This is a genomic window from Arthrobacter sp. E44 (genome assembly GCF_041877125.1).
Taxonomy (GTDB): domain Bacteria; phylum Actinomycetota; class Actinomycetes; order Actinomycetales; family Micrococcaceae; genus Arthrobacter.
Genome location: NZ_JBHDJA010000004.1, coordinates 120,997 through 142,119 on the forward strand (window position 1 = coordinate 120,997; position 21,123 = coordinate 142,119).

Sequence of the window (21,123 nt, forward strand, 5' to 3'; positions counted from 1 at the left end):
CCCGGCCTTCCCAGTGCCACCCTCTGCGTGGTCTTCTTTACGACCATTCCTTCAGTGGTGACGGCCCAGTGAGGGCCTGGGATTCCGCGGACGACGGCGCGGGGCCGGTACCGGCAGGACGTCCAGTAACTGCGGGAAGGTTGGGCAGTTGGTTAACGTCCAGGGTCAGGCCTGGAACAGCTCCGGGGTCTGTGCCCCAGCGAAGCGCCCGTCCTGCGGCAGCCTGCAGCGCTGACAGCGCCCATTTCCGGTCCTGGCCCTGGGACAGTGCCACCAGGGCGCCGTAGGAGGCGAGCGTCGCTGCCTCGAGCCTGCCCAGGCCTGCTGCCGGTGCGGCCAGGAAGGCGGAATCGAGGACATATCCCGGCTGTTGCGGTACGGCCGTTCCACAAGCGAGCCTGAGGCGTTCCTCCCCGGTGTCGGCCAGTTCGCGGTGCCGGGCCAGGAACTCCGACGCCGGCCCGGCCTCGGCGGGACCGAGGCGGGGGAGTGCCGCCTGGTACCCGTAGGCAGCCTCCTCCTCTGCGGTGACGACAGCGGCCAGCGCCTCGCGCACGCCGGCAGCAGTGCCCGGGCGAGCGCCCTTCTGCGAGGCAGCCGCGGATGGCGAGGGGCATGGGGAAGCAGTTTCCTGGGCCGGCACCTCTTCTACCGTTGCGGCTGCCGTTGCCTCCGGGACGGGTACTCCTGTGGCGGCGGCCAGGCGGCCGGCGGCGAGGATCTGCGCGGTGCCGGCACCCGCGAGGAGGCGGGCCATGCCGCCGTCGGCTGTTTCTGCGTCCTTGAGGCGCGCGGTTCCGCTGCCGGCCAGCGCCTGGACGAGTCCGGCAACACTGGCCGGGCCGGCGGTGGAAGACGGCGTGGCGGATGCCGGCGGCGTGGCTGCACCGGTTTCCGGTGCAGGGGACATCAGCGCGGGGGACATCAACGCCCTGGCCTGGATGGTCAGCAAGGTCACAACGGGGTCCAGGACGGCGGAATCCGCTGCGCCAGTGGAAGACAGCTCCATCCCGGAGGCACGCAGGTCCATGGCAGCAGTGAACGCCGCCGCCCTGGCCCGTTCCGTCAACGGAGGCTCGGCGGGAGCTGGCTTTTCCGCGGGAATCAAGGCGAAACCGAGGCTCAGGACCACCAGCGCGGCGAGGGCAAAGACGGCAAACCGGAACGCGCGCACGCGCGGGTGGGTGTCCTTGAGGGGGTGTTTCACAACAGACCATGGTGTCACGCTGAGGGGGCACCCGGGTGCACCACGGGGCCGGTAAAATAGCTACGCTAGTAAACACCACATCATCTATAGGGAGGCGGCCGGCATCGTGAGCAACGCAGAAGCTACGGCTTCACCAGACCACACCGGCACGGGAAGCGGCACCGCGCCGGCCCACAACCCCGAAGCTGCGCGGCTCCGGGCTCTCCTGGAACCCGCCGTTCACGCAAACCGCCTGTACCTGGAGGACGTAGCCATCATCCCGGGCTCCCACCGTGTGGTCCATGTCGTGGTGGACCTGCCGCAGGAAGAGACGGGCGGGGTCAGCCTGGACGTCATCGCGGACATCTCCAAGGTCCTCTCGGATGTGCTGGACAACGACCCCAACGACGACGGCCGCCCCTATGACCTCGAGGTGTCCTCGCCCGGCGTCGGCCGTCCCCTGACCGAACCGCGGCACTGGCACCGCGCGCGGGGCCGGATGGTCAAGGTCAACGTCACCCAGGGCGAGAACGTGACCGGCCGCATCAAGTCCGTGGACGACGGGGGAGTCACCCTCGTTCCGGAGATCGCCGTCAAGAAGGGCATGAAGCCCCGACAGGGTGAACCCGTAAAGCTTCCTTTCGACAGGATCCGCAACGGAAAAGTCGAGATCGAATTCAGCCACCTCCCGGAGGACGGTCTGGAACCTGAACACAATGGACCTTCTGAGGAGGCCTGATGGATATTGACATGAGCGCACTGAGACTTTTGGAGCGTGAGCGTGAAATCCCGCTGGACCTCCTGATCCCCACCATCGAGCAGGCGCTCCTGGTGGCCTACCATAAGTCGCCCGGCGCCTTCGAAAAAGCACGCGCCGAACTGGACCGCAAGAGCGGGCACGTGACCATTTGGGCCGTGGAGATTGACGACGACGGCGCCCCCATCGGCGAATTCGAGCACACCCCAGAAGGGTTCGGCCGCATCGCAGCCAGCACGGCCCGCCAGATCATCCTGCAGCGGCTTCGCGACGTTGAGGACGACAACGTCCTGGGCGAGTTCAAGGGCCGCGAAGGCGAGTTGGTGTCCGGCACCATCCAGCAGGGCAACAACCCGCACATGGTCCAGGTCAACCTCGGGTCCCTCGAGGCGCTGCTTCCCCCGCCCGAGCAGGTCCCCGGCGAGAAGTACATCCACGGTAACCGCCTGCGCGCCCTGGTCATTGACGTGCACCGCGGTACCAAGGGCCCCTCCGTGACGCTGTCCCGGTCGCACCCGGGCCTGGTTCGGAAGCTCTTCGAACTCGAAGTCCCCGAGATCGCCGACCACTCCGTGGAGATTGTCGCGCTGGCCCGCGAAGCCGGCCACCGCACCAAGATCGCCGTCAAGGCGAACACCCCCGGGATCAACGCGAAGGGTGCCTGCATCGGTGAGATGGGTTCCCGCGTCCGTGCCGTCATGAACGAGCTGAACGACGAAAAGATCGACATTGTCGACTACAGCGAGAACCCGGCTACCTTCATTGCCAGCGCGCTGTCGCCGTCGCGGGTGAATTCGGTCACCATCACCGACGAGGCCACCCGCTCCGCGCGCGTGGTGGTTCCGGACTACCAGCTGTCCCTGGCCATCGGCAAGGAAGGCCAGAATGCCCGCCTTGCGGCAAAGCTGACCGGGTGGCGCATCGACATCGTCTCCGACGCCGCGGTGGCCCGCGACAAATAACTGCCGGGACGCGGGTGGTTGGCGCGCCGCGGCAGCCACCCCGTTTCGGGCAGAACGGCCCCGAGGGGCTAGAATGGATAAGACCGCGCCTAACAGCCGGTAGCCGTGTGCCTTGGGCGTGCTCGTTTCCGCAACTGCGGGGCAGTAAAACCTGCGGCCAGCAGAAAGAACGTCAGGACGATGACCGTGGCAGAAATGCTTTCCACAGGGAATCAGCCCGAGCGTACCTGCATCGGATGCCGGAAGAAGGGCCCGCGGTCGCAGTTGCTCCGGCTCGTCGCCGAAGGCAGCGGGTCAACCGCTGTCCTGGTGGATGAACGACGCCGGATGGCTGGCCGGGGTGCATGGCTGCACCCCAGCACATCGTGCCTGGCCCTGGCGGTCAAGCGGCGAGCATTCGGGCGTGCCCTTCCGGGCGCAACTGAAACAACCGCCGTCGAACGCTGGTTCACGCCAGGTCCGAACGTTGACGCCGCCCCGGTGGCTGCAACACCAACCGTCCAACCTGAAAGCGGGTCAGAAATCTGATGGAAACCCGATGAGTTCCCAGCGATGAGTGCGTAACGATGACAACTTTGTTGCGCTCTGCAATGGGCCCCTTCGCATCAACAGCGGCTGGGGTCCGCAGTAAGAAGTAGACGGTTCGTGCCTGGCTCGGTGCGGACCGAGACAGGAGAAATGTGGCCAAGGTCCGCGTACATGAGCTCGCCAAAGAGCTCGGTATAACTTCCAAAGATGCAGTGACAAAACTGCAGGAACTGGGCGAATTCGTTCGCTCTGCCTCTTCAACCATTGAGGCACCCGTTGTGCGTAAACTGCGCAACGCCTTCCCCGACGCCGCGGCAAAGTCCTCGGCCCCGGCCGCAGCGCCAGCCGCTGCGTCCAAGGCACCTGTTCCCGCGGCAGGAACACGCCCTTCAGCACCGGCTCCCGGTCCGGCTGCGCCCAAGGCTCCGGCCCCCAAGGCCCAGGCACCGGCTCCGGCCGCTCCCGCTGCTCCTGCACAGGCAGCAGCCCCGGCAGCCCCCGCCGCGCCTGCCGCCCCCGCGGCTCCGTCTTCCGGTACGCCGTCTTCCAGTGCCCCAGCCGCTGGTGCCCCGTCCACCGGCGCCAAGCCCGGTGCCCGCCCGGCACCCAAGGCTGAAGCTCCGGCTCCCTCCGCCCGTCCGGGTGGTTCAGGGCCCCGCCCCGGCGGTCCCCGTCCGGGCAACAACCCGTTCGCCACCTCGCAGGGCATGCCCCGCGGCCGCGGTGGAGACGGTGACCGTGCACCCCGTCCCGGCAACAACCCGTTTGCCACCTCGCAGGGCATGCCCCGTCCGGGTGGCAGCCGCACCGACGGCGACCGCCCCGGTGGTCCCCGCCCCGCAGCAGGCGCCGGCGGACCGCGCCCCGGTGGGCCGCGTCCCGCAGCCGGTGCCGGTGGTCCCCGCCCCGCAGCAGGCGCCGGTGGTCCCCGTCCAGGCGCCCCGCGCCCCGGTGGTCCCCGTCCTACTCCGGGCATGATGCCTAACCGCACTGAGCGTCCCGCACCCGCAGGTGCAGGACGTCCCGGTGGCGGCGGACGCGGTCCAGGACGCCCCGGTGGCGCTCCCGGTACCGGTGGTCCCGGTGGCGGCGGCGGTGCACCCGCCGGCGGTGGCTTTGGCAAGGGCGGCCGCGGCCGCGGCGGCACCCAGGGTGCCTTCGGCAAGGGCGGCGCTGGCCGTGGCAAGCAGCGCAAGTCCAAGCGCGCAAAGCGCCAGGAACTTGAGCAGATGAGTGCCCCGTCGCTGGGTGGCGTGAGCGTACCCCGCGGCGACGGCAACACCGTCATCCGGCTTCGCCGTGGTTCGTCCATCACGGACTTCGCCGACAAGATCGAGGCAAACCCCGCCGCGCTGGTCACCGTGCTGTTCCACCTTGGTGAGATGGCCACCGCCACCCAGTCGCTGGACGAGGACACCTTCGCCCTGCTCGGCGAGGAACTGGGCTACAAGCTCCAGGTCGTCTCCCCGGAGGACGAGGAGCGCGAGCTGCTCTCCAGCTTCGACATCGACTTTGACGCCGAACTCGAAGCCGAAGGCGATGAGGAACTCGAGGCACGTCCGCCGGTAGTCACCGTCATGGGCCACGTTGACCACGGTAAAACCCGCCTGCTCGATGCCATCCGCAAGTCCGACGTCATGGCGGGCGAGCACGGCGGCATTACCCAGCACATCGGTGCCTACCAGGTCACGCACAACCACGAAGGCGACGATCGCAAGATCACCTTCATCGACACCCCGGGCCACGAGGCGTTCACCGCCATGCGTGCCCGTGGTGCCAAGGTCACCGACATCGCCATCCTGGTGGTCGCAGCGGACGACGGCGTGATGCCGCAGACCGTTGAAGCCCTCAACCACGCCCAGGCGGCCAACGTGCCGATCGTCGTGGCCGTGAACAAGATCGACAAGGAAGGCGCCAACCCGGAGAAGGTCCGCGGCCAGCTGACCGAGTACGGCCTGGTTCCCGAGGAATACGGTGGCGACACCATGTTCGTGGAGGTCTCTGCCCGCCAGAACCTGCACATTGACGAGCTGCTCGAGGCTGTCCTGCTCACCGCAGACGCAGCCCTGGACATGCGCGCCAACCCGAACAAGGACGCCCGCGGCATCGCGATCGAAGCCAACCTGGACAAGGGCCGCGGTGCGGTTGCCACCGTCCTGGTGCAGTCCGGTACCCTGCGCGTCGGCGACACCATCGTGGCAGGCACGGCCCACGGCCGCGTCCGTGCGATGTTCGACGACGACGGCAGCGCCCTGACCGAGGCCGGTCCGTCCCGCCCCGTCCAGGTGCTGGGTCTGTCCAACGTGCCGCGCGCCGGTGACACCTTCTTCGTGACCGCTGACGAGCGCACCGCCCGCCAGATCGCCGAGAAGCGTGAAGCAGCCGACCGCAACGCAGCCCTGGCCAAGCGCCGCAAGCGCATCAGCCTGGAGGACTTCGACCAGGCCGTCGCCGAAGGCAAGATCGACACCCTCAACCTCATCCTCAAGGGTGACGTGTCCGGTGCCGTCGAAGCCCTCGAAGACGCGCTGCTCAAGATCGACGTCGGCGAAGGCGTGCAGCTGCGCGTCATCCACCGCGGCGTCGGTGCGATCACGCAGAACGACGTCAACCTGGCAACGGTCGACTCCGCCGTCATCATCGGCTTCAACGTCAAGCCCGCCGAGCGGGTTGCCGAACTGGCAGACCGCGAAGGCGTGGACATGCGCTTCTACTCCGTCATCTACGCAGCAATCGATGACATCGAAGCAGCGCTCAAGGGCATGCTCAAGCCGGAATACGAAGAAGTCCAGCTCGGCACCGCCGAGGTCCGCGAAGTGTTCCGTTCCTCCAAGTTCGGCAACATTGCAGGCTCGATCGTGCGCTCGGGTGTTATCCGACGCAACGCCAAGGCCCGCGTCAGCCGCGATGGCAAAATCATCGGCGACAACCTCACCGTTGAGACGCTCAAGCGCTTCAAGGACGACGTCACCGAGGTCCGCACGGACTTCGAATGTGGTATCGGTCTTGGCTCGTACAACGACATCACCGAAGGTGACATCATCGAAACCTTCGAGATGCGCGAGAAGCCGCGCGTCTAGTCTGGCCGGCCTTCGGGCTGTCAGCAGTGCCAGGTGCGGGGCCGTTGGATTTTTCCGGCGGCCCCGCCCCTTCGCTGGGTAGCCAACGTCTGACGACGTCGGGCACCCAGCTTCGGCAGGCCCGATGCCACTCCCAGGCCGCCGGAAAAACCCAACGCAGGTCCGTCGTACACTCGCCATAGTGCGGGCGTCCCGGCCCCAGGTGCGTGGCAGATAACTGAAACGTCCGTTGGCTGCCCTGTTGCCGCCGTCGTACGTCCCTAATTTTTTCTTCTTATAGGAGTTGTTCATGGCTGATCCGGCACGTGCTGCCAAGTTGGCGCAGCGGATTAAGGTTGTTGTTGCTGAGGCCCTGGGCCGGAGGATCAAGGATCCGCGGGTTGAGGGCGTTACTGTTACTGATGCCCGCGTGACCAACGACCTGCAGCACGCCACTGTTTACTACACCGTCCTCGGCGACCAGGCTGTCCAGGCCGATGCTGCCAAGGGGCTTGAGAAGGCCAAGGGTGTGCTTCGGCAGGAGGTGGGCCGGAACATCACCGTCCGCCTGACCCCCACCCTCGAATTCGTCGCCGACCAGATCCCGGTCAATGCTTCCAACCTGGAGGAGCTGCTGCGGGAGGCCCGCAAGCGGGATGCCGAGGTGGCAGCCCTTGCCGCCAACGCCCGGCACGCAGGCGACGCGGACCCGTACAAGTCCGACGCGTCCGGCGACGTGGACATCGATGAGGACGACTTCGACGAAGAGGACCTGGACCTCAGCGACGATGAAGACCTCAACGAGGACGGCAACAAGTAAGACGCACACCAGGGCCCGGGAGCTTATCCCGGGCCCTGGCTGCTTTTAACCCACCCCGTCCTTTAAGCCGGGGCGTTGTCACGGCCTGCTACCCGAGATCGGCCTTGATGACCTTTCCGGCGGGCGGCTGCATCGGGTCGCCCAGCGCGTCGACCGTGGCGTAGAGGTTGTTCCCCCTGATGTCGACGTCAGCCGGCATGTTCACCTTCAGGAACGTCGAACGGTCGCCGTCGCAGGTGAACTTCAGGATCTCGCCACCGAACAGCGACGCAACATACACGTCACCGTTGCCGGCCACAGCCACACCCGTGGGGCTGAGGATATGGTCGGCCCAGAGGTCCACGTCCCCGTTCCACGGATTCACCTTGAAAATGGCACCACGGGCGCCCAGTTCCGGTCCTTCCGGTCCGCCGGGCAGCGACGTCACATAGAGCATGCCGTCCGGTCCCATCGCGACGTCCGTCGGGACGGGTTCGAAGGCATACTTATGGCCGGCCACGCAGTCGGGCACCTTGAAGGTCCCGCCCTGCATGTCGGTGGGAATGACCAATCCCTTGGGAATGACCGCCGGCCGTGGAGGCAGGACAGCGAGGGTGTCGATGTCACCGTCTTTCAGGTTGACCTTGAGGACAGCGTTCATCCCGGCATCGGCGACATACGCGGTGTCGTCCTTCACTGCCAGGGCATACGGATGCGAGTCCACCAGGCCTTTGTACTTGGCAGGCGCGAAGGCCGGCCACCCTGCAAGGCACGCTGCGCTCACGTCATTGCCGAATCCGTAGCGCTGGTCGCCGTCCGGGTTGTGGCGCCGCTCGTAATCGGCAAAGTTTGCGATGGTGTCCACGCCGCCCTTGGCGTCGATCGACTTCAGGAATCCGTGCAGTCCGGCCGGGTCACCCTGACCGGCGCCGACGCTTTCCAGGTAGTACGTTGTGCTGCCGCGGGTATCGGAACCGGCTACTTCCCAGCCCTCCGGCGTGCCGGTCGCCAGGTCCCCGGTTGATCCGTCCCGGTTGATGCGCGTTAGTTTCCCGGCAAAATCCTGGGACACCAGGACCGCCTTGCCGTTTCCTGCAGCGACGTGCAGCGGCGAGACCAGGCCGCCTGCAAGTACCTGGTAATCCGGCGCTTTGGTGGAAGCTGCGGCCGGGCCTCCGGACGCTATGGCAGCGGCCGAGGCGGTGATACAGGCTAAGACTGCGAGTCTTCTCTTCATTGGGTACTCCGGGGTGCGGGGCCCTTGCGGGCCGGATATGGAAGCCTCGGCAGAGGCAAAATATGTATCCCCCGGCGCAAGAGTAGGCCCGTACCGGCGGGTAGTGTTTGCGGGCGTCCCCCCTTCCTGGCCCCCTTTCCATCCCCCAACGGGTCACCGGTGGCTAGGATCGTGCTATGACCGCCGCAGACCACGGAAACAGCTCCCCGGAACACGTCGAACGGGCCCAGCGCCTCGACCGGACCCGACACGTCGAAGGGGCCCCATACCTCGAACAGGCAGTGGATCTCGCCACGGCGAACGTGGGCCAGGGCGGCGGACCGTTCGGGGCCGTGGTGGTGACGCCCGACGGACGGGTCCACTCCGGCGTCAACAGGGTGACCCGGGACAACGACCCCACCGCCCATGCCGAGGTGGTTGCCATCCGGGCGGCAGCGGCAGCAACAGCGGACTTCGACCTCACGGGATCGGTCCTCTACGCCAGCTGCGAGCCCTGCCCCATGTGCCTGGCGTCAGCTTTGTGGGCTCGAATCGGGCACGTCTATTTCGCCGCGGACCGCCATGGCGCCGCAGCCGCGGGCTTCGACGACGCCCTCTTCTACGACTATTTCAGCGGCGCCGCACCGGAACTGATGCCGGTCACCCGGGGTGACATCCCGACGTCGGACGCCCCCTTCCAGGCCTGGCGCGCCTTTGACAGCAGGAAGGAATACTGACCATGGAACCCACGCTGCTTGCCTGCCCCTCCTGCGGAAAGACCAACCGCGTGCCCGCCCAGGCGTCAGGCCACCCCCGTTGCGGCAACTGCAAGGCGGACCTGCCCTGGATCGTGGCGGCGGGTGACGGCGACTTCGCTGCCGTGGCGGAGCAATCCCCAGTACCGGTGCTGGTCGATTTTTGGGCGGCCTGGTGCGGACCCTGCCGGATGGTCAGCCCGGTCCTGGACAAGCTGGCGCGGGAACGGCCCGGCAAGATCAAGCTGGTGAAGGTGGATGTGGACAAATCGCCCGGGTTGTCGCGGCGGTTCGACGTCCAGGCCATTCCCACGCTGATGGTGCTCGTTGACGGGAAGGTCGCCGCCCGCCAGGCAGGCGCCGCACCCGCAGAAGTCCTTCGGTCTTGGCTGGACAGGGCCCTCGCCGGCGCCCGCAGCTGACGCGCCTGCCCGCGCCCGCCCGCGCCGGAGGTGAGGCCTGCCGGACCTAGGACCGGGCGTCCGGCAGCCGGGAAAGTCCCGCCAGCAGGTCCTCTTTCCGCCCGCACAGCGCGATCCGCACCCAGCCCTCGCCGATGGAGCCGAACGCCGTCCCCGGAGCCAACGCCACGCCGGAGTCAGCAAGGAAGCGCCGGACCCATCCCCGCACGTCGCCGCCGGATACGTGGGACATATCGGCCCACAGGTAAAACGCGCCCTGTGCCGGCAGGTAGCGGATGCCCTTTGCGGCAAGGACTGCCGAAGCAGCGTCCCGGTTCCCGCGGTAGTGCTGATGCGCGTGCCGGACGTAGTCCTGGGGGCCGGTCAGCGCCGCCAGCGCCGCGTACTGCGGGGCGGAGGCCACGCAGGAGACGATCGATTCCATGACGTTGTCCATCTTCTGTTCCAGCCCCGGCGGGCAGACCAGTGCGCCGATCCGCAGCCCGGTCAGTCCGTAGGTCTTGGACAGTGTCAGCGAAGTGAACACGCGCGCATCCGCCTCCGTGCCGCCGTCGAACCTGGCCGGGCTGACATGCGGGACGTCGTAGGTGAACGCCTCGTAGCATTCGTCGGAGATGACCCAGATGTCGTGCCGTCGGGCCAGCTCCACCAGTTCCCGCACCAGTTCCCCGTTGAGCACGGCACCGAGCGGGTTGGAGGGTGAGTTGAGCACCAGCACCCGGGTGCGGCTGGTGATGAGTGCTTCCACGTCGGCAACACGTGGCTGGAAGCCGTGTTCCGGATGCAGCGGATACCCCACGGGAACGGCGTTCAGCAGCCGGCTGGTCATGGCGAAGGTGGGGTAGCCGGGATTGGGGATGAGGATCTCGTCGCCGGGGGAGAGCAGCAGGCTCATGGCGAAGTGCAGGCCCTGCTGCGCACCGGAGACCACGTACACCCGGTCGGCGCCGACGTCCACGCCCTGTTCCTCCCGGAACCTGGCGGCGAACGCCTCGCGGAGGGCCGGGATTCCGGCGTTGGGGGTGTAGTTGGTTTCGTCGCGGTCCAGGCAGGCGATACCTGCGTCCAGGACGTGCCGGGGGAGCGGGAAGCCGGGCTCGCCGATGCTCAACACGATGGCGCCCGGGGTCCGCCAGGCGGCCTCGGTGATCTCCCGGATCTGGTTCACGGGCACGTCGCGGACATGGGCGGCAAGCTCAGGCATGCCAGCCATCCTAGCCGTCGCGGTGGTCCGTACGGCGGCTCCAACCTGCGCCGATATACTGGGAGGCGTGCTTTCTGGACTGGTGATAGTGGACAAGCCGCAGGGATGGACCAGCCATGATGTGGTTGGCCGGATGCGGCGCCTCGCAGGGACCCGGAAAGTAGGGCACGCTGGAACACTCGATCCCATGGCCACCGGCGTGCTGGTGCTCGGCATCAACAAAGCAACCCGCCTGCTGACCTACATCGTGGGCACTTCCAAGACCTACACCGCCACCATCCGGCTGGGTCAGTCCACGGTGACGGATGACGCGGAGGGCGAGGTCACGACCACCACCAGTGCCGCAGACGTCACTGACGAGGAGATATACGACGGCGTCGCGGCACTCACGGGGGAGCTCCAGCAGGTGCCCAGCAGCGTCAGCGCCATCAAGGTAAACGGCGAACGCGCCTACGCACGGGTGCGGTCCGGCGAGGACGTCAAGCTCGCCGCGCGCCCCGTCACCATCCACCGGTTCGACGTCCATGCCATCCGCAGGGACCCCACGGCCGGCGTCGTGGACCTGGATGTCACCGTCGAATGCTCTTCCGGCACGTATATCCGCGCCCTGGCCCGGGACCTCGGCAACGCCCTTGGCGTCGGCGGACACCTCACCGCCCTCCGACGGACCCAGGTGGGTCCGTACACCCTTGACCAGGCGCGTACCCTGGAACAGCTCGCGGAAGACCTCAACGTCCTGGACATGTCCCTGGCCGCGCGTTCCCTGATGCCCAACCGTGAGCTCACGGCCCAGGAAACCGCCGAAATCTCCTTCGGCCGCCGGATCGCTGCCGGCACGGCTGCCGGTACCCCGGGCGCCGCCACCGCTGAGCACCCTGCGGCGGGCTTCGCCCCCGACGGCAGCCTGGTGGCGCTCCTCGCCGATGCGGGCAGCTACGCCAAACCGGTCCTTGTCTTCGCGCCCGGAACCGGGACCGGACATGGGAACGGGGCGGCCGCCACAGCAGCCGCGGAGGCGTAGGCGTGGACGCATACTTTTGGATCATCCTCGTCGTCGGCCTGGTGTCCACGGTGCTCTGCCTGGGGGCGGGGATCCTGAGGAAGGCGCCCAACGACGTCACCCTCCTGTCCGTCGTGGCAGTGGAAGCAGCCCTGGTGGTCTACCTGGTGGGTTCGATCGTCCGCGTCATCGCCGGGGAACCCATCGCCGGCGAAGCGTGGGAGTTTTGGGGCTACATGGCCACCGCCATGCTCCTGCCGCCCGCGGCGATCTACTGGGCCATCCTGGAGCGGACGCGATGGAGCAACTTTGTCCTGGCCGCGGTCGGTGTCACTGCGCTGGTGATGGCTGCCCGAATGAACCAGATCTGGTACTGAAGTGGAAGAAGCAGCAGAAATGAAAGAGCAGCAGGCCCGCGCGGCCGCCGGCGACGCACCCGTCCGCAATACCCGCAACACCGGTCCCGGCCGCCTTTTGATCGCGGTATACGGGGTGTTCGCCATCTCGGCCACCGCCCGTGCCGGATACCAGATCCTTACCAAATTCTCCGAGGCTCCGCTGGCCTACCTGCTCTCCGCGTTCGCCGCCGTGGTGTATATCCTGGCGACGGTATCGCTGGCCAAGGCAGGAACCACCTGGTTCAAGGTCTCCGTTGCGGCCGTTCTGGTTGAGCTCGCCGGGGTCCTGGTGGTGGGGACGCTGAGCATCCTGGACTCCGTGCAGTTCCCGCATGAAACCGTCTGGTCCCTGTTCGGCCGCGGCTATGGCTTCATCCCCCTGCTGCTGCCCATCCTGGGCCTGGTATGGCTGTACCGCCGCCGCCCCTCGAAGGTCGCGGCGGGTTCCGCCAAGGCTGCGGAGTGACGGCAAAAGCCGCGCAGAGAATCCGGGTAACCTTGAAGAGTTCACCGGCCGCACGGCCGGTGGAACGTTGATGCTTGCACGCAGCTTAAGGCGAGGGTGATGGTCTACATCTGGAACGATCCGTCCGATGTCCCGGCGGACTTCGGCCCATCTGTTGTCACTTTCGGCAACTTCGACGGCGTTCACCGCGGCCACCAGCAGGTGCTGTCCCAGCTGATCCGTTCTGCCCGGCTCTCCCAGGCCAAGGCCGTGGCCATCACCTTCGACCCCCACCCGGCGGTCATCCACCGGCCCGAGGCGGCGCCGGAGCTCATCATGGGCCTGGATGACAAGCTGGAGGCGCTCGGCGAGTTGGGCCTGGACGCCATCCTGGTGGTCAAGTACTCACTGGACCTTGCCAGCCTCACGGCCGAAGAGTTCGTGGAGCAGTACTTGGTTGATTGCCTGCACGCCAGCCAGGTGGTCATCGGCCATGATGCACGCTTCGGACGCGGCAACTCCGGCGACCTTGAGACCATGAAGGCCCTGGGCGACAAATTCGGTTTCGACGTCCAGGTCATCAGCGAGTTCGGCTCCGAGGGCTACCCCCTGCATGACGACGACGGCACGGACCGCCGCTGTTCCTCCACCTGGGTGCGGGAGGCGCTGCAGGAGGGTGACGTCGCCACCGCCGCGTCCGTCCTGGGCCGCCCGCACCGGATGCGCGGCGAAGTGGTCCACGGCGCCGCCAGGGGCAGGGCGCTTGGCTTCCCCACGGCAAACCTTTCCTCAAATGCCACCGGCCTGATCCCCGCGGACGGCATATACGCGGGCTGGCTGGTGGACCAGGCCGGCAAGCGCTGGCCGGCAGCGATCTCGGTAGGCTCCAACCCCACATTCGACGGCGTCAGCCGGCAGGTGGAGGCGCATGTGATCGACAGGCCGGAGGAAGCCGTGGAGGACTTCGATCTGTATGACCAGACAGTCATCGTCGAATTCGTGCAGCGGCTCCGCGGCATGGTGGCCTATCGTGGCCCTGAGGCCCTGGTGGAGCAAATGCGTCTGGACGTCGCCCAGGCCCACCAGATCCTGGCCGGCCGCTGACCCCAGCCTCATCCGCCAGGGATGAGAACAACGAAAGGCAGTGCGTGTCCGTCGAGAAGAACACCCGCAACCTGGACCAGGGGATTGTCCGCGACTTCAGCTCGCGGATGAGCTACGCCTCCTACCTGCAGCTTCCCACCCTGCTCAGTGCCCAGCAGCCGGTCAGCCAGCCTGAGCACCACGACGAGCTGCTGTTCATCATCCAGCACCAGACCACGGAGCTGTGGCTGAAACTGGTCCTGCACGAACTGCGCAGCGCGGCCGCCTGGCTCCGGGAGGACGACCTGGGCTCGGCCCTCAAGGGCATTGCCCGGGTCAAGCACATCCAGAAGACCCTCACCGAGCAGTGGTCCGTCCTGGCCACCCTTACGCCCACCGAGTACTCGCAGTTCCGCGGCTTCCTGGGCAACTCGTCCGGATTCCAGTCCGCCCAGTACCGCGCGGTGGAGTTTGTCCTTGGCAACAAGAACAGCAAGATGTTGCCCATCTTCGAATCCGACCCGGAGGCCCACGGGATGCTGGCGGAGCTGCTGGCCGCACCCAGCATCTACGACGAGTTCCTGGCCTACCTGTCCCGGCAGGGGTTCGACGTGCCCCGTTCCGTCCTGGACCGGGACGTGACGCTGGCCCACGAGTTCGCCCCGGAACTGGTCCCGCTCTTCAAGCACATCTACGAAAACGCCGCGGACAACTGGGCCGCCTACGAAGCGTGCGAGGAACTGGTGGACCTGGAGGACAACTTCCAGCTCTGGCGGTTCCGGCACCTGCGCACCGTGCAGCGGACCATCGGCATGAAGACCGGCACGGGTGGATCCAGCGGTGTGACCTTCCTGCAGAAGGCCCTGGAACTGACGTTCTTCCCGGAACTATTCGCTGTCAGGACGGAGATTGGACAATGAGCATCCACCAGGAAAACAGCACCGACGTGGCCTTGGGCGAACTCCGGCAGCGGGCCGAAGAGCTGGACCGCCGTGATTCCCTGGCTCGCTTCCGGGACCTGTTCATCGGCACGGACACGCCGCTGTCCTACCTGGACGGCAACTCCCTGGGCCGGCCCCTGAAGCGCACTGCCGACGATGTTGCCGCGTTTATCCGGGATGAATGGGGAGGCCGGCTCATCAGGGGCTGGGACGAGAAGTGGCTTGCCCTGCCCCAGGCCATCGGCGACCAGCTGGGCCGCGCGGTCCTTGGCGCCGCTCCGGGGCAGACCATCATCGCCGACTCCACCACCGTGGTGCTGTACAAGCTGATCCGGGCAGCCCTTGCCGCGGTGCAGGACCCGGACCGCAACGAGCTCGTGCTGGACACCGAAAACTTTCCCACCGACCGGTACCTGGTGGAGGGCATCGCCCTCGAGGAGGGCCTGACCCTCCGGTGGATCCAGCCGGACCCCGCCGCCGGGGTGACCCTTGAGCAGGTGCGCCAGGCCACCGGGCCACGCACCGCCGTCGTACTCCTCAGCCAGATCGCCTACCGCTCCGGCCACCTCGCCGACCTGCCGGGCATCACCGCGGCAGTGCACGACGCCGGCGCCGTGGTGGTGTGGGACCTTTGCCATTCCGCGGGGTCGGTGGAGATCGGCCTTGACGGCGCGGACGTGGATTTTGCCGCCGGGTGCACGTACAAGTACCTGAACGGAGGCCCGGGGTCGCCGGCCTTTGCCTACGTCAACGCCCGCCACCTGCCCGCACTGAACCAGCCCATCTGGGGCTGGATGGGGCGCAAGGACGCGTTCGAAATGGGGGCCGGCTATGAACCAGCCCAGGGCATCCGGGGTTTCCTCAGCGGCACTCCCGCCGTCTTCGGCATGATTGCCATGCAGGGCACCCTGGACCTCATCGAGGAAGCGTCCATGGCCGCCATCCGGGAAAAGTCCGTGGCACTGACCGATTTCGCCGTGGAAGTCTTCGACGCATGGCTGGCCCCGCTGGGGGCGCAGCTGGCATCGCCCCGGGAGCCGGGGGAGCGGGGCGGCCACATCACCGTGGACCACCCCGACTTCACCAAGGCCACCGTCGAAGCGCTCTGGGACGGAGACGTTATTCCGGATTTCCGCTCGCCGCACGGCATCCGGGTGGGGTTGTCCCCGATGAGCACCAGCTTCGCCGAAGTGCTGCAGGGCATGGCGGCCATCCGGGACCGGCTGCAGGGCTGAGTGCCCCGCTGTTCGGATTGGACTGTTCTGCCAACACTGCCGCGACCGCACTGTTTCGACAAGGTTAGGCCGGGGCCGGTAAACTGGACGATGGATCCGGCTGCAGTCCGTGGCGGCTGGCTCCTGTTGTTGGCGCCTCCTCCGGTTTTCCGGTTCAGGACGTTGGCGGCAGACCCGGCAGTGAGTTACTGACCTGGGCCCTCACGGCACATTCCCAAGGAGTAATTGTGGCACTTGACGCCGCTGTAAAGCAGTCCATCATCAAGGAATACGCAACCGCCGAAGGCGACACCGGTTCACCGGAGGTCCAGGTTGCGGTCCTGACCCAGCGGATCAAGGATCTGACTGAGCACATGAAGGAGCACAAGCACGACTACCACACCCAGCGCGGTCTGCTGGCCATGGTTGGTCGCCGCAAGCGCATGCTGGGCTACCTCAAGAAGACTGACATCGCCCGCTACCGTTCGCTCATCGAGCGCCTCGGCCTGCGCCGCTAGTCTGGCTTTGGGGCGGCCCTTCCCATCCGGAACGGGCCGCCCTCTTCAAATGAAAAACTAAACAGGAGGATCAACCGCATCACGCATTCGCGGTCCTCGGTAGTGATCCCCGGGAACGGCTTCGTCGACAGAAGCCGGCGGCCCGTGGGTCTCGATCGATGACCGGGTGCAGGGCCAGTAGACAGATGCTGGGCTGGGTTGATGCGGCTGGACTTCCGTCAAACAGAAACGGAGGTGACTCTCTTGGAGGGTCCCGAAATCCAGTTCTCAGAAGCAGTCATTGACAATGGCCGCTTCGGCAAGCGTGTAATCCGCTTCGAAACCGGCCGCCTCGCCAAGCAGGCCGCCGGCGCAGCCATGGTGTACATCGACGATGACACCGCGCTGCTGTCCGCCACCACCGCCGGCAAGCACCCGCGTGAAGGCTTCGACTTCTTCCCCCTTACCGTCGACGTCGAAGAGCGCATGTACGCCGCGGGCCGCATCCCGGGCTCGTTCTTCCGCCGCGAAGGCCGCCCCTCCACCGAAGCCATCCTGGCCTGCCGCCTGATGGACCGCCCGCTGCGCCCCGCCTTCATCAAGGGCCTGCGCAACGAGGTCCAGATCGTAGTGACCGTCCTGGCCATCAACCCCGACGAGCTGTACGACGTCGTGGCCATCAATGCTTCCTCGATGTCCACCCAGCTGTCCGGCCTGCCGTTCTCCGGCCCCATCGGCGGTGTCCGCGTTGCCCTGGTGAACGACGAAAACGGATCCCAGTGGGTTGCCTTCCCCAAGCACTCCCAGCTGGAAAACTCCGTGTTCAACATGGTGGTTGCCGGCCGCGTTGCCGGTGATGACGTCGCCATCATGATGGTCGAGGCCGAAGCCACGGACAACTCCTGGAACCTCATCAAGGAACAGGGCGCCACCGCCCCCACCGAAGAGGTTGTGGCCGAGGGCCTGGAGGCTGCAAAGCCCTTCATCAAGGCACTTTGCGACGCCCAGGCCGACCTCGCCGCACGCGCCGCCAAGCCCACCGTCGAGTTCCCGGTCTTCCTGGACTACGAGGACGACGCTTACGCCGCCGTCGAGTCCGCTGCAGCCGACAAGCTTGCCGCCGTCTTCCAGATCGCAGACAAGCAGGAACGCGACAACGCTTCCGACGCACTCAAGGACGAGGTCCTTGCCAGCCTGGCAGGCCAGTTCGAAGGCCGCGAAAAGGAACTCTCCGCAGCTTTCCGCTCGGTCACCAAGCACGTGGTGCGCCAGCGCATCCTGAAGGACCAGGTCCGCATCGACGGCCGCGGCCTGACGGACATCCGCCAGCTCACCGCCGAGGTTGAGGTCCTGCCCCGCGTCCACGGTTCCGCCATCTTCGAGCGCGGCGAGACCCAGATCATGGGTGTCACCACGCTGAACATGCTCAAGATGGAACAGCAGATCGACTCGCTGTCGCCGGTGACGCGCAAGCGCTACATGCACAACTACAACTTCCCGCCGTACTCCACCGGTGAAACCGGCCGCGTGGGCTCGCCCAAGCGCCGCGAAATCGGCCACGGCGCCCTGGCCGAACGCGCCATCGTGCCCGTGCTGCCGTCCCGCGAGGAATTCCCGTACGCCATCCGCCAGGTGTCCGAGGCGCTCGGCTCCAACGGTTCGACGTCGATGGGTTCCGTCTGCGCCTCCACCCTGTCCCTGCTGAACGCCGGTGTGCCCCTGAAGGCCGCCGTCGCCGGCATCGCCATGGGCCTGGTTTCCGACCAGGTGGACGGCCAGACCCGCTACGCAGCCCTGACTGACATCCTCGGCGCCGAAGATGCCTTCGGTGACATGGACTTCAAGGTTGCCGGTACCTCCGAGTTCGTCACGGCCATCCAGCTGGACACCAAGCTCGACGGCATCCCCGCTTCCGTGCTGGCAGCAGCACTGAAGCAGGCCCGCGAAGCCCGCCTGCACATCCTCGAGGTCATCAACTCGGCCATCGACACCCCGGACGAGCTCTCCGAGTTCGCGCCGCGCGTCATCGCCGTCAAGATCCCCGTGGACAAGATCGGCGAGGTCATTGGCCCCAAGGGCAAGATGATCAACCAGATCCAGGAGGACACCGGCGCGGACATCTCCATCGAGGACGACGGCACCGTCTACATCGGCGCCACCAACGGCCCGTCTGCCGACGCAGCACGCTCCGCCATCAACGCCATCGCCAACCCGCAGGTCCCCGAGATCGGCGAACGCTACCTGGGCACGGTCGTCAAGACCACCACCTTCGGTGCCTTCGTGTCGCTGACCCCGGGCAAGGACGGCCTCCTGCACATCTCCGAGCTCCGCAAGATCGCAGGCGGCAAGCGCGTGGACAATGTCGACGATGTTGTTTCCGTGGGCCAGAAGATCCAGGTGGAAATCACCAAGATCGACGACCGTGGAAAGCTGTCCCTGTCTCCCGTCGTGGCCGAAGAGGAAGGCGCCGACGAGACCGAGCGCGTTCACGCCACGGAGCCTGCTGAGGGCGCCGAGGTCTAATAGCCCGGGCTTCCCGGCACAAGCATGAATCGGCGGGACCGGTGGATGATCCACCGGTCCCGCCGCTGTTACGATGGCAGCCAGATCCGCCTGCCCCTCCTGAAAGGCATCAATGACTGTTGTACCCCTGCCGCTTGAGCAGAACCACGCCGGCGACACCCTGGTCCACGGCTCCGACGGCGGGTCCGAGGTCCGCCGTTCAGTGCTGCCAGGAGGCGTGCGGGTACTGACGGAGGCGATGCCGGGCCAGCGGTCAGCCACCATCGGGTTCTGGGTAGGCGTCGGATCCCGGGATGAAGCCCCCGGCCAGCACGGATCCACCCACTTCCTCGAGCACCTGCTGTTCAAGGGCACCAAGCGGCGCACCGCCCTGGAGATCGCTTCGGCGTTCGATGAGGTGGGCGGGGAATCCAACGCGGCAACAGCCAAGGAAAGCACCTGCTACTTTGCCCGGGTCCTGGACACCGACCTGCCCATGGCCATCGACGTCATCGCGGACATGATCACTGGGGCCGTACTGGACCCGGATGAGATGGAGCAGGAACGCGACGTCATCCTGGAAGAAATTGCCATGGACAGCGATGACCCCACCGACGTTGCCCACGAGCATTTTGTCGCCGCGGTCCTCGGCAGCCACCCGCTGGGCCGTCCCATCGGCGGCACGCCCGCCGCGATCAGGGCCGTGGCCCGGGACTCGGTGTGGGAGCACTACCGCCGGTACTACAAGCCGGAGGAACTGGTCATCACCGCGGCAGGCGGCCTGGACCACGACGTCGTATGCGGACTTGTGGTGGATGCCCTCGAGTCTGCCGGCTGGTCGCTGCAGTCCGACGCGGCACCCGTGCAGCGCCGTTCCACCGAACGCGCCCTGATTACCGGGACGGCCGGTCTGCACGTGGTCAAGCGTGCCGTGGAGCAGGCAAACATCATCATGGGATGCCCCACGATCGTCGCCACCGACGAACGCCGCTACGTGATGAGTGTCCTGAACGCGGTCCTGGGCGGCGGCATGTCCTCCAGGCTGTTCCAGGAAGTCCGCGAGAAGCGCGGCCTTGTGTACTCCACCTACTCCTTTGCCTCGTCCTACGCCGACGCCGGCTACTTCGGCATGTATGCCGGCTGCACGCCGTCCAAGGTCCGCCAGGTGGTGGACCTGCTGGGCGTAGAGCTGGACAAACTCGCCGAACACGGAATATCCGACGACGAACTCCGCAAGGCAGTGGGGCAGCTCGGCGGTGGGATCGTTTTGGCACTGGAGGACACCGGCTCCCGGATGTCCCGTCTGGGCCGGGCCGAGCTGGTCTCCGGGGAATACCAGGACATCGACGAGACCCTCCGCCTGATCAAGGCTGTCACCGCCGAACAGGTCCAGGAACTGGCCGCCGAACTCGCCGCCGCGCCGCGGACCATCACCGTCGTGGGCCCCTTCGAGGAGACGGAAACCTTCGGGCTGTAGGACGCTGGCGGCCCGGCTTCTGTCCAGCTGCTCGCGCTCACTTTGCACGGACACGGCCGGGCGGGGGCTTAAGATAACCCCATCCGGTGCCGCTCCCTGGCCGCCGGGGTAAGGGGAATGTCGTGGAGGGATCCGCGCGTGGACCCGGCTACGGGCTCCACAATGACGACGACGGGCCCGCGCCGGGTGCCCACCCCGCCCTTTCCGGGCTGCTTGGCCATTGGCGGGGAAGCACCATACTCGCCGCCGGTCCCTGGGGACCCGAGCGCACCGTGGACGCTGAGGTTTCTTACAGCCCGATGGCCGGCGGCATCGGGGTCGTCCAGAGCTATCGGCATGTCGAGGCTGACGGTACGCACTTCGAGGGCCACGGCATCTTCACGGTCGATCCAGACCATAATGACGTCCTGTGGTACTACGTCGACAGTACTGGGGTGCCGCCCGCTGCCGCCGTGCGCTGTACTTGGCACGACGGCGTCATCCGGCTTGAGCGGCCAAGCAGTGCGGGCTGGACGCGCCACGCCATCAGTGTCGAGGCCGGCGTGCTGCAGCATATCAGCGAATTGCGGGCAACCCGTGAGGCCGCGCGTGAAGGGGTGCCGGACGCTAAAGCGCCAGTCACCAGGAACGGAAAGGGCACAAGCTACAGGCCATTCATGCGGTCTGTCTTCCACCGTG

General features: G+C 66.8%; 20 protein-coding genes. 16 read left to right on the forward strand and 4 right to left on the reverse strand.

The genetic code is table 11. The annotated features are described in order from the left end of the window. Positions 1 to 37: 37 nt before the first annotated feature. Entirely contained in the window at positions 38 to 1,207 is a 1,170-nt protein-coding gene (locus ACETK3_RS05635) for a DUF4439 domain-containing protein (RefSeq protein WP_236801901.1), read from the reverse strand. A gap of 106 nt (positions 1,208 to 1,313) precedes the next feature. Here ACETK3_RS05635 and rimP point away from each other — a divergent pair, with 106 nt between their 5' ends. The 5 genes from rimP (at position 1,314) to rbfA (ending at position 7,312) form a co-directional block, all read left to right on the forward strand. Next, positions 1,314 to 1,925, forward strand: coding sequence for a ribosome maturation factor RimP (gene rimP, locus ACETK3_RS05640; RefSeq protein WP_236801902.1), 612 nt, complete (start codon positions 1,314 to 1,316; stop codon positions 1,923 to 1,925). Further along, positions 1,925 to 2,905, forward strand: coding sequence for a transcription termination factor NusA (nusA, locus tag ACETK3_RS05645; RefSeq protein WP_236801903.1), 981 nt, complete (start codon positions 1,925 to 1,927; stop codon positions 2,903 to 2,905). Before rimP ends, nusA begins: the two co-directional genes overlap by 1 nt. Positions 2,906 to 3,100: 195 nt before the next feature. Further along, positions 3,101 to 3,433, forward strand: coding sequence for a YlxR family protein (locus ACETK3_RS05650; RefSeq protein WP_236802820.1), 333 nt, complete (start codon positions 3,101 to 3,103; stop codon positions 3,431 to 3,433). 152 nt (positions 3,434 to 3,585) lie between these two features. Further along, positions 3,586 to 6,513: a translation initiation factor IF-2 gene (gene infB, locus ACETK3_RS05655; protein ID WP_236801904.1), complete on the forward strand. Its 2,928-nt coding sequence runs from the start codon at positions 3,586 to 3,588 to the stop codon at positions 6,511 to 6,513. A gap of 289 nt (positions 6,514 to 6,802) precedes the next feature. Continuing rightward, a complete protein-coding gene (gene rbfA, locus ACETK3_RS05660; RefSeq protein ID WP_236801905.1) occupies positions 6,803 to 7,312 on the forward strand; it encodes a 30S ribosome-binding factor RbfA in 510 nt (169 codons plus the stop codon). A gap of 88 nt (positions 7,313 to 7,400) precedes the next feature. Here the strand turns inward: rbfA and ACETK3_RS05665 are convergent, their stop codons facing one another. Next, positions 7,401 to 8,528, reverse strand: coding sequence for a ScyD/ScyE family protein (locus ACETK3_RS05665; RefSeq protein ID WP_236821727.1), 1,128 nt, complete (start codon positions 8,526 to 8,528; stop codon positions 7,401 to 7,403). Between the two features lie 176 nt (positions 8,529 to 8,704). On the opposite strand from ACETK3_RS05665, the gene ACETK3_RS05670 reads away from it, so the two are divergent. After that, on the forward strand, positions 8,705 to 9,244 hold the full coding sequence (locus tag ACETK3_RS05670; RefSeq protein WP_236821728.1) for a nucleoside deaminase: 540 nt from the start codon (positions 8,705 to 8,707) through the stop codon (positions 9,242 to 9,244). Between the two features lie 2 nt (positions 9,245 to 9,246). Beyond that, positions 9,247 to 9,684, forward strand: coding sequence for a thioredoxin (gene trxA / locus ACETK3_RS05675; protein ID WP_236821729.1), 438 nt, complete (start codon positions 9,247 to 9,249; stop codon positions 9,682 to 9,684). Positions 9,685 to 9,730: 46 nt separating this feature from the next. On the opposite strand, the gene ACETK3_RS05680 is transcribed toward trxA, so the two are convergent. Beyond that, on the reverse strand, positions 9,731 to 10,888 hold the full coding sequence (locus ACETK3_RS05680; RefSeq protein WP_236821730.1) for a pyridoxal phosphate-dependent aminotransferase: 1,158 nt from the start codon (positions 10,886 to 10,888) through the stop codon (positions 9,731 to 9,733). 67 nt (positions 10,889 to 10,955) lie between these two features. Here ACETK3_RS05680 and truB point away from each other — a divergent pair, with 67 nt between their 5' ends. From truB to ACETK3_RS05725, 9 genes are all read left to right on the forward strand, one after another. Continuing rightward, positions 10,956 to 11,909 (forward strand): tRNA pseudouridine(55) synthase TruB, encoded by a 954-nt coding sequence (gene truB, locus ACETK3_RS05685; protein WP_236821731.1) that lies wholly within the window; start codon positions 10,956 to 10,958, stop codon positions 11,907 to 11,909. A 2-nt stretch (positions 11,910 to 11,911) separates the two neighbouring features. After that, the gene (locus tag ACETK3_RS05690; RefSeq protein WP_237430206.1) at positions 11,912 to 12,265 is read left to right on the forward strand and encodes a hypothetical protein; all 354 of its coding nucleotides are present in this window, start codon (positions 11,912 to 11,914) and stop codon (positions 12,263 to 12,265) included. Between the two features lie 19 nt (positions 12,266 to 12,284). Further along, positions 12,285 to 12,752: a hypothetical protein gene (locus ACETK3_RS05695; protein ID WP_236801910.1), complete on the forward strand. Its 468-nt coding sequence runs from the start codon at positions 12,285 to 12,287 to the stop codon at positions 12,750 to 12,752. Between the two features lie 99 nt (positions 12,753 to 12,851). Beyond that, positions 12,852 to 13,835: a bifunctional riboflavin kinase/FAD synthetase gene (locus tag ACETK3_RS05700; RefSeq protein WP_236821732.1), complete on the forward strand. Its 984-nt coding sequence runs from the start codon at positions 12,852 to 12,854 to the stop codon at positions 13,833 to 13,835. Positions 13,836 to 13,879: 44 nt separating this feature from the next. Then, on the forward strand, positions 13,880 to 14,734 hold the full coding sequence (gene kynA, locus ACETK3_RS05705) for a tryptophan 2,3-dioxygenase (protein ID WP_236801912.1): 855 nt from the start codon (positions 13,880 to 13,882) through the stop codon (positions 14,732 to 14,734). Further along, entirely contained in the window at positions 14,731 to 15,990 is a 1,260-nt protein-coding gene (locus tag ACETK3_RS05710) for a kynureninase (protein WP_236821733.1), read from the forward strand. Before kynA ends, ACETK3_RS05710 begins: the two co-directional genes overlap by 4 nt. Positions 15,991 to 16,217: 227 nt before the next feature. Then, the gene (rpsO, locus tag ACETK3_RS05715; protein WP_236801914.1) at positions 16,218 to 16,487 is read left to right on the forward strand and encodes a 30S ribosomal protein S15; all 270 of its coding nucleotides are present in this window, start codon (positions 16,218 to 16,220) and stop codon (positions 16,485 to 16,487) included. Positions 16,488 to 16,730: 243 nt separating this feature from the next. Further along, a complete protein-coding gene (locus ACETK3_RS05720) occupies positions 16,731 to 18,989 on the forward strand; it encodes a polyribonucleotide nucleotidyltransferase (RefSeq protein WP_236802821.1) in 2,259 nt (752 codons plus the stop codon). A 112-nt stretch (positions 18,990 to 19,101) separates the two neighbouring features. After that, on the forward strand, positions 19,102 to 20,445 hold the full coding sequence (locus ACETK3_RS05725; protein WP_236801915.1) for a pitrilysin family protein: 1,344 nt from the start codon (positions 19,102 to 19,104) through the stop codon (positions 20,443 to 20,445). Positions 20,446 to 20,513: 68 nt separating this feature from the next. Here ACETK3_RS05725 and ACETK3_RS05730 read toward each other — a convergent pair whose 3' ends face one another. Continuing rightward, a complete protein-coding gene (locus ACETK3_RS05730; protein WP_373992638.1) occupies positions 20,514 to 20,966 on the reverse strand; it encodes a hypothetical protein in 453 nt (150 codons plus the stop codon). Positions 20,967 to 21,123: the final 157 nt, after the last annotated feature.

Bases quoted from the DNA above. Each gene is read 5' to 3' on its own strand.
- nusA (WP_236801903.1), top strand. From the start codon at position 1,925: ATGGATATTGACATGAGCGCACTGAGACTTTTGGAGCGTGAGCGTGAA.
- ACETK3_RS05650 (WP_236802820.1), top strand. From the start codon at position 3,101: ATGCTTTCCACAGGGAATCAGCCCGAGCGTACCTGCATCGGATGCCGG.
- rbfA (WP_236801905.1), top strand. From the start codon at position 6,803: ATGGCTGATCCGGCACGTGCTGCCAAGTTGGCGCAGCGGATTAAGGTT.
- ACETK3_RS05665 (WP_236821727.1), bottom strand. From the start codon at position 8,528: ATGAAGAGAAGACTCGCAGTCTTAGCCTGTATCACCGCCTCGGCCGCT.
- ACETK3_RS05670 (WP_236821728.1), top strand. From the start codon at position 8,705: ATGACCGCCGCAGACCACGGAAACAGCTCCCCGGAACACGTCGAACGG.
- trxA (WP_236821729.1), top strand. From the start codon at position 9,247: ATGGAACCCACGCTGCTTGCCTGCCCCTCCTGCGGAAAGACCAACCGC.
- ACETK3_RS05680 (WP_236821730.1), bottom strand. From the start codon at position 10,888: ATGCCTGAGCTTGCCGCCCATGTCCGCGACGTGCCCGTGAACCAGATC.
- ACETK3_RS05695 (WP_236801910.1), top strand. From the start codon at position 12,285: ATGAAAGAGCAGCAGGCCCGCGCGGCCGCCGGCGACGCACCCGTCCGC.
- ACETK3_RS05700 (WP_236821732.1), top strand. From the start codon at position 12,852: ATGGTCTACATCTGGAACGATCCGTCCGATGTCCCGGCGGACTTCGGC.
- ACETK3_RS05710 (WP_236821733.1), top strand. From the start codon at position 14,731: ATGAGCATCCACCAGGAAAACAGCACCGACGTGGCCTTGGGCGAACTC.
- ACETK3_RS05725 (WP_236801915.1), top strand. From the start codon at position 19,102: ATGACTGTTGTACCCCTGCCGCTTGAGCAGAACCACGCCGGCGACACC.